The 10466-nt window shown below is 58.5% G+C and carries 7 protein-coding genes; 5 read left to right on the forward strand and 2 right to left on the reverse strand.

Translation table 11 applies throughout. The features are described from left to right. The first annotated feature begins 20 nt into the window (after positions 1-20). Entirely contained in the window at positions 21-1241 is a 1221-nt protein-coding gene (locus FHK95_RS11185) for a BaiN/RdsA family NAD(P)/FAD-dependent oxidoreductase (RefSeq protein ID WP_235906767.1), read from the forward strand. Here the strand turns inward: FHK95_RS11185 and lnt are convergent. Next, the gene (lnt, locus tag FHK95_RS11190; RefSeq protein WP_150304701.1) at positions 1217-2854 is read right to left on the reverse strand and encodes an apolipoprotein N-acyltransferase; all 1638 of its coding nucleotides are present in this window, start codon (positions 2852-2854) and stop codon (positions 1217-1219) included. The genes FHK95_RS11185 and lnt overlap by 25 nt on opposite strands. A 460-nt stretch (positions 2855-3314) precedes the next feature. On the opposite strand from lnt, the gene FHK95_RS11195 reads away from it, so the two are divergent. From FHK95_RS11195 to FHK95_RS11210, 4 genes are all read left to right on the forward strand, one after another. Then, entirely contained in the window at positions 3315-4322 is a 1008-nt protein-coding gene (locus FHK95_RS11195) for a response regulator (protein WP_150304720.1), read from the forward strand. Between the two features lie 16 nt (positions 4323-4338). Next, a complete protein-coding gene (locus FHK95_RS11200; RefSeq protein ID WP_150304702.1) occupies positions 4339-5340 on the forward strand; it encodes a sensor domain-containing diguanylate cyclase in 1002 nt (333 codons plus the stop codon). Positions 5341-5848: 508 nt separating this feature from the next. Beyond that, entirely contained in the window at positions 5849-7228 is a 1380-nt protein-coding gene (gene dbpA / locus FHK95_RS11205; RefSeq protein WP_150304703.1) for an ATP-dependent RNA helicase DbpA, read from the forward strand. Positions 7229-7256: 28 nt separating this feature from the next. After that, the gene (locus FHK95_RS11210; RefSeq protein ID WP_150304704.1) at positions 7257-9182 is read left to right on the forward strand and encodes an SLC13 family permease; all 1926 of its coding nucleotides are present in this window, start codon (positions 7257-7259) and stop codon (positions 9180-9182) included. Positions 9183-9238: 56 nt separating this feature from the next. Here FHK95_RS11210 and FHK95_RS11215 read toward each other — a convergent pair whose 3' ends face one another. Beyond that, on the reverse strand, positions 9239-10246 hold the full coding sequence (locus tag FHK95_RS11215; protein WP_150304705.1) for a zinc-dependent alcohol dehydrogenase family protein: 1008 nt from the start codon (positions 10244-10246) through the stop codon (positions 9239-9241). Positions 10247-10466: the final 220 nt, after the last annotated feature.

Below are 10466 nucleotides of genomic sequence, written 5' to 3' on the forward strand. Positions count from 1 at the left end.
CCGTTCTGATGGATTTACCCGTGTCGGCCAAAAGCGAGCAATTTGACGTTATCATTCTCGGCGCTGGAGCGTCCGGGCTACTCTGCGCCTTCACCGCCGCCCAGCGCGGACGACGGGTACTGGTGCTGGAACGGGCCAACAAGATCGGCAAGAAGATCCTCATGTCCGGCGGCGGTCGCTGCAACTTTACCAATCAGCTGGTTGAACCGGACAACTTCATTTCCGCTAATCCGCATTTCTGTAAATCAGCCCTCAGACGCTACACCCAGTGGGATTTTATCGAGCTGGTCGAGCGGCACGGCATCAGCTACGAAGAGCGCAAACACAGTCAGCTGTTCTGCACCGATTCAGCGAAGGATATCGTCGCTATGCTGTTGGCGGAGTGCGAATGGGCCGGCGCGCAGATCCGTACTCATTGCGAAGTTAACAAGATTGACGCCCCGGGCAATGGCAAAACCCGCTATCGCATTGGTCTGCAGCAGGATGGTGTCACCCGCAGCCTGGAGTGTGACTCGCTGGTTGTGGCGACCGGGGCGCTCTCCATCCCCACGCTGGGCGGCAGTGGGCTGGGCTATGAGATTGCCCGCCAATTCGATCTTCCCCTGACCGAACGCCGCGCCGGGTTGGTCCCGCTGATGTTCAGTGACGCGATGAAGCCGCTCTGTGAACGGCTTTCCGGCCTGGCGGTGGAGATAACCATCAGCTGTAACGGCCAGTCATTTACCGAGAACATGCTCTTCACCCATCGCGGTATCAGTGGGCCGGCGGTGCTGCAGATATCCAACTATTGGTATCCGGGCGATGACATCCTGATTGATTTGCTGCCGGGCATTGATGCGCCGCAATGGCTGCTGCAGGCCAAGCAGGCTCAAGGCAAGAGTCGGCTTCGCACGTTGCTTGGCCAGCATCTGGCAAAAGGTCTGGTCGCGGAGCTGCAAGGCAGATGGTGGGTCGAGCATGAGGACACGGCGCTGGCAGAAATCGGCGACAAGCAGCTGGTTCTGATTGGCGAACAGCTTAACAGCTGGCGGCTCAAGCCCTCCGCGAGCGAAGGTTACCGCACGGCGGAGGTTACCCTCGGCGGCGTGGATACCAGCGCGATCAGCTCGAAGACCATGGAAGCCAGGAACCAGCCAGGATTGTATTTTATCGGTGAAGTACTGGATGTAACCGGCCACCTGGGCGGCTTCAACTTCCAGTGGGCCTGGTCATCGGGCTACAGTGCCGGGCTCGTGGTGTAGCGCCGACGCGTTATATCACGCCACAAGGCAGCGGCCATCATCAGGCCGAGCACAATGAACACAAAACGACCAAAGAGCTGCGGATGACGACTGAAGAAGCTCCCCCCCGATTCGGTCGAGAACGGCATGTCGACCAGCATTTCCGCGCGCGCGAATGCGCGTGAACCGGTGATAATCCGCCCGCTGGGACTCGCGACAACAGAGGGTCCGTTGTTGATCAGATGAATCATCGGCACCCGATTCTCCACGCCGCGCACTATGGACATGGAACGGTGCTGGAACGGCTGAGTGGTCTCGCCAAACCAGTTGTCCTGCGACAGGAATAAAAGCACTTTCCCTTCACCCTCAGTGCCAACCGACTCAGCCACAAAGGTCGGGAAGGCCGTCTCGAAACACACCTTTGGTATAACCTGCATGCCGTCCATATTGAAATAGGCGTGACCGTTCCCGGCAGACAGCTCCCTTAGAAACTCTCCCAGAAACAGATTGCTCAAGGTTTTCAGGCCAGGTAGTGAGAAGAAAGCCGGCAAGTATTCGCCGAACGGCATGCGCTGGACTTTACGGTAGGTATCGGCCAGTTTCCCGTCCTGCCCCAGTAATGCCACCGAGTTGAAGCTTTGATGCTCCCCCTCTACCCACCGATTCTCGACGTCATGAAAGATTAACGGAACGCCAAGCTTCTCAAGCCGCTGGGCATAACCGTACCGAACACTGTATTTTTCGAAATAGCCTTTGTAGCGCGCCTCGGGCCAGGCCACCCAGGTGGCGCCGCCCTTGATAAGCCGCTCGGTCGCCAGCATTTCTTCAGGAGACTCAAGACTGAAACCAGGCGCCGGCTTGGGCAAGGCCAATGTGACCGGATCGTTGGGCTGAACCAGCCCAATTCGACGCGTTTCCCACTCGGCAACGCGGGTATCCCAAGCGTTCAAACTGGACAATCCGTAGACAAACCAGACGGCCACAAGCCCGGCAGCGCCGACATTGACCGCTCGATTACCAGAGAACCAGACCGGACGCCGCCGCAATAAATGGAATACCAACACACTGACAATGAGCATGACTGCATCCAGCCCCTGCGCACCGACCAGATCCACACCCTGCAAAGCAGGCAGGAACTGGGTCTGCGCCTCGGCAAAGCGCGCTTCGAACAGCAGTGGGTAGAATGCCAGGACACCGAGAACGCTGAACGTGAAGGTCAGCACATCGAAGCCGGGGAAGGCGCGCGCAAGCCACCGGTAGACGAGACAGGCCAGGCCCACTGACAACCCAGCATACAACCAGAATATGGCTGCCAGCCCCAGACTCAGCGGGAGCGAAAGCCCCTTCAGGTTGATAGCGAATTCAACCATCCAGTTACTGGCACCGGCGAAACAGAGGGTGCCAGTCACCCAGCCGAGCATCATGGCAGTCGGCAGTCGGGTCCTGTCCAGTGCAAAAAGCAGCGGCACCCAGCCGAACCATGCGGTCCAGTAGAGATGAGGTATCAGCCAGGGAATACACAGAAGCGCACCAGACAGCGCCGCGAGCATGATTCTGCAGGCCAGGGGCACGACAGCCGCCGCGGGCGCATCTTCGAGCGGGTTCTTGGTAACGGACAGGTCAAGCCGCATCATTGTTATTCTGCCTCTGGACACCTGTCAGGCCGTTGGAAAGGTTAGCTGGCACAGTAGTAATCCTGAATTTTCGCAGCAATCCCCTTTTCGGGTGAGCATCGCGGATCAACCTCGGCAACGAGGACAGCGAGCAAGCGCTATTCCCAGGGCGCCGCACTCGGCCCGACCCGTTTCGACACCGGCAAACCGCAAGCCTTCCAGTTACCCTACCCAGCCCCAACGGGCGTGGCAACTGGCCCACATCAACCATCCCGTTTTCTGCCACTGGTCAGCCCAGGTGGACCCGCTAGTTGCGCGAGCTGTCCACTGGTATAAAACTAACGGAGCGTACTACTGCGTTATGTTCGTTTGATTGCTAGTATGCGCACACGCCAATGATGGCAATATGACCTCTCGCATTACCCATGGACGATACAATGCACAATTGCTTTCCCCACCTGTCCGCAGGATCAGCATGAGCATTCGGCCCCTACCGCTGCTCGTATGCGACGATTCAGCCATGGCCCGCAAACAATTGATCCGGGCACTTCCAGCCGACGCGTTGTTCGAGATCACCCAGGCGACCAATGGCCTGGAAGGGTTGGCTGCGATCCGTGCAGGGCAAGGTGCAATCGTTCTGCTGGATCTGACAATGCCGGAACTGGATGGCTTTGGCGTACTGGCTCAGCTTCAGGACGACGGTCTGCCCTGCCAGGTGATAGTGGTCTCCGGTGACGTTCAGGATGAAGCAATACGCCGGGCCAAGGCGCTGGGCGCGAAAGCCTTTATCAAGAAACCCGCCGACCCGCTTCAGCTGAGCGCGGCTCTCAGTGCACTGGGTATCCTTATTCCACTGAATTCGGCTTCGCAATCCTTGGCCGAGTACGCAGACGGCTTGCCCGATGTGTCATTTCGGGATGCATTCCGTGAAGTGGCCAATGTTGCGATGGGCCGCGCCGCTGAACTCCTTGGGCGCGTTCTCGGGGTTTTCATCAAGCTGCCGATCCCCAACGTGAACATACTCGAAGTGGGTGAACTGCATATGGCGCTAGCGGAAGCCCAGCACGGGGAAAGTCTGACGGCGATATGCCAAGGCTATATTGGCGGAGGCGTGGCGGGAGAGGCGCTGCTGATTTTCCATGACGCAGAAATCGACACCGTCGCCACGCTCCTCAAAACACACCTTGATGAGAGCGCCAAGCTGGAAATGCTGCTGGATCTGGCGAGCATTATCATCGGCGCCTGTCTCAATGGTCTGTCCGAGCAGCTGATGATCAATCTCTCCCAGAGTCACCCACTGGTGCTTGGCCAACATTGTCCGATTGAGGACCTTATCCGCATCAATCAGCGTCGCTGGAAACGCACCCTCGCCGTGGAAATAAGTTACGGCCTGGAAGATCAGGATATTCGTTTCGACCTGATGCTGCTGTTTACCGAGGATTCGGTACCACGTCTGCAGAAACAGCTGGATTTGCTGATTGATGGCTGACCCAGAGGATCTCCCCATGCCCGCTCAGTTTGATATTAATGAACTTCACTGGCTGCTGGACATTGTCCAGAGCATCGACGTCGGTGTAGTGGTGCTGGACCGCCAATACCGAATCGAAGTATGGAACAGCTTCATGGAAAATCACTCCGGGATGGGTGCTGAGACGGTATTACATCAATCCTTGTTCGATCTGTTTTCGGAGATCGAACGCGACTGGTTCACCCGCAAAGTCGAAACCGCCGTGATGCTGGGTACGAGGGCATTCACTATTTGGGAACAGCGCCCCAATCTGTTCCGATTCAAGAGCTACCAACCGATCACCGGCCTGGCCGATGAGATGTACCAGAACGTGACCATTCTGCCATTGCGTAGCCCCACCAGCGAAGTCGATCATGTCTGTTTGATCATTTATGACGTGACCAATGTCGCGGTCAACAAACGTCAACTCGAGTCCGCCAATAACCAGCTGCAGGAATTGGCGTTGCGCGACGGCTTGACCGGTCTGCTCAATCGTCGGCATTGGGAGCAATGCCTGGAGCATGAATTCGCCCGACATTTGCGCTACAAGTCGCCAGTCAGTCTGGTGATGTTTGATATCGACCATTTCAAGGCGGTGAACGACACCTATGGCCATCAGCTTGGTGATGAAGTGATCCGCGAAGTTGCGCGGATCACCCATCAGCTGGCCCGCGAGACCGATTTCGCCGGTCGCTATGGTGGGGAAGAGTTCGTGGTCCTGTTACCCGATACCAGCCTGGACGGCGCTGCTCAGTTCGCGGAGCGGCTGCGCCAGGGCATCGAACGCCTGCAAGTCGTCCACGAAGGCGCCGCGCTGGCCTTCACGGTAAGCCTCGGGGTCGCCTGCATTGAGCCCGATCTTAAAACCCATACCCAGCTGATTGAGCGCGCCGACAAGGCGCTTTATCGATCCAAGGAAGCTGGACGCAACAGGTCATCCGTCCACCGTAATCCTGAAATCGAGACGTGCAATACACTTTCTGGGAATGCAGGCCATTAGCTATTGCGTCAATATCACTACTGATAGAAACTTTCGATAGCCAATACTGTCAATGGAACGACAGTCAACCTTGAAAGAGCACGATTACACTATGGAAAGTTCACACCACGGCTGGAAATGGGCCTATCAAAAAGCCCGCGGGTATCACGTTTCAGCAGTACAGGCGTTTTATCGGGCCACCCGATTCTGGCTGATTGGCGACACCGGCTCCTTCCTTACGCACGGCGGCTTTCGAAAATCCCGGATTCGGCGCTAAGGAGCCTTTGAAGAACGCAGCGAGCGAAGGTCAAGCAAGGCGAAAACCGACGAAAAAGCGGAGTTTACGTGTAGTAAATGAGCATTTTGAGGAGGATTTCAACGCAGCATGGCCGAGCGCAGTAGTTATTCAAAGGTTCCTAAACCCCAATCGGATTGCTCTTGCGGGGTCNTCAAAGGTTCCTAAACCCCAATCGGATTGCTCTTGCGGGGTCTGCTACACTGACCAGCCCTTTTAGCAGGTCATTGTTCCGTGAACTCCAGTTCCTTTTCCACGCTGCCGCTTCCCCCTGCCCTGCTCGCTACGCTGGAGCATCTCGGCTACGAGCACATGACCCCGGTCCAACAACAGGCTCTGCCGATCATATTATCCGGCAGGGATCTTATCGCCCGGTCGCGGACTGGTAGCGGCAAGACGGCAGCATTCGGAATCGGCTTGTTAACGCCTCTCAATCCAGCGTTTTTTGGCTGTCAGGCCTTGGTTTTATGTCCGACCCGCGAGCTTGCAGGTCAGACCGCAACCGCTCTGCGCACGCTGGCGCGTGGCTTGCCCAACATCAAGATCATCACCCTGTGTGGCGGTACACCCTTTGGCCCGCAAGCTGCTTCTCTGGAACAGGGTGCGCACGTCATCGTGGGCACGCCGGGGCGCATCAAGGATCATCTGGACCGCGGTACGCTGACCCTGAACGATCTCAACTGCCTGGTGCTCGACGAAGCCGATCGCATGCTCGACATGGGCTTTCTCGAGCCGATCAGCGAGATCATCAGCAAGACGCCTCAGCGCCGGCAAACACTTCTGTTCTCGGCAACGTATCCGCCCGGAATCGAAGCTCTGGCCGGCCGCTTCATGCGCGACCCAGAAACTGTTGCCATCGAAGATGCCAACCCGGCGAATCCGATCGCTCAGCGCTTCTATGAAGTTCAACCGCAAGAACGGTTGCACGCGGTGCTTCGTTTGCTGGCGCAGGATCGTCCCCAGCCCTGTATTGCCTTCTGCCACACCCGCCAGCAATGCCAGGAATTGCAGCAGATACTGTCCTCCAATGGCGTCAGCGCACAGGCATTGCATGGCGACATGGAACAGCGCGAACGCGACCAGGTACTTGCCTTGTTCGCCAATCAGAGCTGCAGCGTTCTGGTCGCCACTGACGTCGCCGCCCGCGGGATTGATATCGAAGGCGTGGCCGCCGTCATCAATGTCGAATTGTCGCCGGACCCGGCAGTGCATACGCACCGCATCGGCCGTAGTGGCCGTGCCGGCCAGTCAGGGCTGGCCCTGAGCCTGGTAGCCCCCTCCGAGCAGGGACGTGCTCGCTCCATTGAAAACAACCTGGGCCAACCGTTGGCCTGGCATTCGTTGGACAAGCTTCCCGAGCGTCTGGACCGTCCATTGTTGCCGCCCATGCGCACCGTTGCCGTTGCGGGCGGCAGAAAAGACAAGCTACGCCCGGGCGATCTGCTGGGCGCACTCACCGGCGAAGCCGGGTTACCTTCCGATGCGATTGGCAAGATCAGCATCAGCGACTACCAGGCGCTGGTAGCGATCCGCTGGGATCTGGCGAAAACTGCACTGGAGCGCCTGGAAGACGGCAAAATCAAGGGCCGACGCTTCAAGGTACGGCTGTTCTGAGATCCTCAACCAAAGCTGAGAAACATAAGTGACCCTAGATCAGGCGCTGATTTTCGCGATCCTTGGAATAACCATTTGCCTGTTCATCTGGGGACGCTGGCGGCACGACGTGATCGCCCTCGCGGCGTTATTGGCCTGCGTTATAAGCGGGCTAACCCCCAGCGCTGCAGCATTCAGTGGCTTTGGCAATCCTGCGGTGATCACCGTCGCGGCGGTGCTGGTACTCAGTTATGGCCTGCAGACCACCGGTGCGGTCGAGGCCATGGCGCAGCGCATTCTGCCCAAGCAGGGCAATCCACTGGTCAGTCAAGCGGCGCTGGTGCTGCTCGCCGCCCTGCTTTCGGCTTTCATGAATAACGTAGGCGCGATGGCGCTGACCATGCCGATCGCCATCCAGATGGCCGCTCGGCAGAACATTCCACCGGGCAAAATCCTCATGCCGCTGGCCTTCGGGACCATCCTGGGCGGCATGACAACCCTGATCGGCACACCTCCCAATCTGATTGTGGCGGGCTTTCGTGAGTCGACTGGCGACAGTAGCTTCGCCATGTTCGATTTCGCCCCGGTTGGCGTCACTGTGGCCGTCTGCGGCGTGATTTTCTCGGTGCTGGCGGCACGCTGGTTAGTGCCGACCCGCACTCAAGCCAGCGAACAAGGCTTCGATACCGGCACCTATCTCACTGAAGTGAAGATAAATGCTGAGGCCAAGGCAGTCGGGCGCACCATTCGCGATATTGAAGCCCGGCTGGATGAGTTCGACGCGCAGATCGTCGGCCTGGTACGCGACGATTACCGCGTCACCGCGCCCTACCCTGGGCGCATGCTGAGGGCCGGGGACATTCTGGTCATTGAAGCAGAACCGGAGAACCTGGGCGCTACACTGACCCGTCTCGGGCTCAAACTCGAGGAAGCCGGGCCCACGGCCAAGGACAAACAGGAAGAAGAGTCCGACGAGCACGCGACGCAAGCCGCCGAATCCAAACCCTCGCCCGAGCCGGATGTGCTTGCGCACAGCAAGGCCAACGCTGACGATCCAGCCGCAGAGACGAGCCAACCGGAGGAGAATGAGGAGGAAAGCAAGCCACGCCACCATGCCGATGAAATCGTGCTCCGGGAGCTGGTGGTCCAGCCCGGCTCACCCTTGATCGGGCATAGCGCGTCCGACATGCAGATTCGCAGCCGGTACAGCATCAACCTGCTGGCCATTTCGCGGAAGGGTCACCGGTCGATCCGTCGCCTACGCTCGACCATGCTGGAGGCCGGCGACGTACTGCTGATGCAAGGTGTTCCTGAATCGGTACGCACCTTCGCCACCGAACACCACTGCATTCCCCTGGCGCAGCGGGAAATCCTTATTCCTGATACGCGCAAGGCGTACACCGCTATTGGCCTGATGGTGTGCTCCGTGCTCCTGGCAGCCTTCGGCATTCTGCCCGCCGAGGTGGCCTTTGCCGCTGGCGTGCTCGGCTACATGCTGACCAAAGTGGTTCCGTTGAAGCGCATTTATGATGCCGTTGACTGGCCCATCATCGTATTGCTCGGCGCCCTGTTTCCGCTGGCAGGCGCCATGGCGGAGACCGGCGCGGCTGATCTGCTGGCCAAGACCATGCTCGAGTATATGGCGCAGGGCAACTCGGTCGCGGCGTTAACGCTGATACTGGTCATTACCATGACCTTATCCGGTTTCATGAACAATGCCGCCACCGCGGCCGTGATGTGTCCGATCTCGCTGAGTATCGCCCAGCAGCTGGAAGTGAACCCCGACAGCCTGTTGATGGCCGTGGCGATCGGCGCCTCCTGCGCCTTTGTGACGCCGATAGGACACCAGAACAACACGTTGATTCTGGGTCCCGGAGGCTTTCGATTCGGCGATTACTGGCGGATGGGACTGCCCCTCGAGATTCTGGTGGTGTTGATCAGCGTGCCGCTGCTGCTGATTGTCTGGCCGCTCTGAGTCTCACTCCGCCGCCCTTGCGGACCAGCTTTCGACGGTAAGCTGGTCTGCGCAGCTCAGAACTCGAGACAGATCTTGCCGAAATGCTTGCCGCTTTCCTGATGGCGAAACGCGTCCGCGATGTCGCCGAGTGCAAAGCTACGATCAATTACCGGCCGCATATCGATGGTGTCGAGCGCGCGGATCATGTCCAGCTGATGACGACGACTGCCGACAGTAATGCCCTGGATACGGGCCTGGCGGTACATCAGTTCGGCGGTAGGCACGTCACCAGCCATACCGGTGAGCACGCCGATTAGCGCGATGTGTCCACCCACCCGCACGGCCTTGATGGACTGCGGCAGCGTACCTGGGCCACCAATCTCGACGATGATGTCCGCACCGCGTCCGCCGGTCAGCTTTCTGACCTGCTCGCCCCAGTTCTTCTCGGTCTTGTAATTGAGCACATGCGCGGCGCCCATGGTCTTGAGCCGTTGCATTTTCTCCTCGGAGGATGACGTCGCAATGACCTGCGCACCCATGGCTCTGGCCATCTGCAACGCGCAGATTGAAACGCCACCGGTACCCATGACCAGCACCGTATCGCCAGCCTTGATGCCGCCATCCACCACCAGCGCTCGCCAAGCGGTCAGCCCTGCCGTAGGCAGCGTTGCGGCTTCGCTGTGGCTGTAACCAGCCGGCGCGTGCGTAAACCAGTTGGCCGGCGTGACTGCCACTTCTCGCGCGTAGCCATCCATTCCATCACCGGGCACGCCCTTGGAAAATCCTTCGACCGGCCCACCTTCCTGCCACCAGGGAAAGAAGCATGAGATCACGTTATCCCCGGCTTTGAATTCTTCCACTTCTTCGCCAACAGCCTCGACTACACCTGCCGCGTCAGCCATAGGGATGCGCTTGTCATCGTTGGGAATCTTGCCTGCCACCACCAGATAATCGTGGAAGTTCAACGAACTGGCGTGGACCCGCACACGAATCTCACCCCGACCCGGTTGACCCGGATCATCCAGTTCAACCAGCTGTAACTGGTCAAGACCACCGGGGGCTTTCAACTGTATCGCCTTCATTCGTTTCTCCTGATTGAGCATGTGACGATTGAGACTAGCAGCTGCGCGATGGTTATTGGGTTAGCGCTTGTTGCCAGGAATCTCCGCTGCAGTTTGCTTGAATAAATGCACGCGGCGATGTCGGCCTCGTCAGCGGTTGTCAGGCTCAGGCACACACCGCCAGGATTGACTCATCAACATTCAGACAATGCGGCCTGATTCCCCCCTTGGTCAAAGGGGG

Source organism: Pseudomonas saliphila, assembly GCF_008638345.1.
GTDB classification, from domain to species: Bacteria; Pseudomonadota; Gammaproteobacteria; order Pseudomonadales; family Pseudomonadaceae; genus Halopseudomonas; species Halopseudomonas saliphila.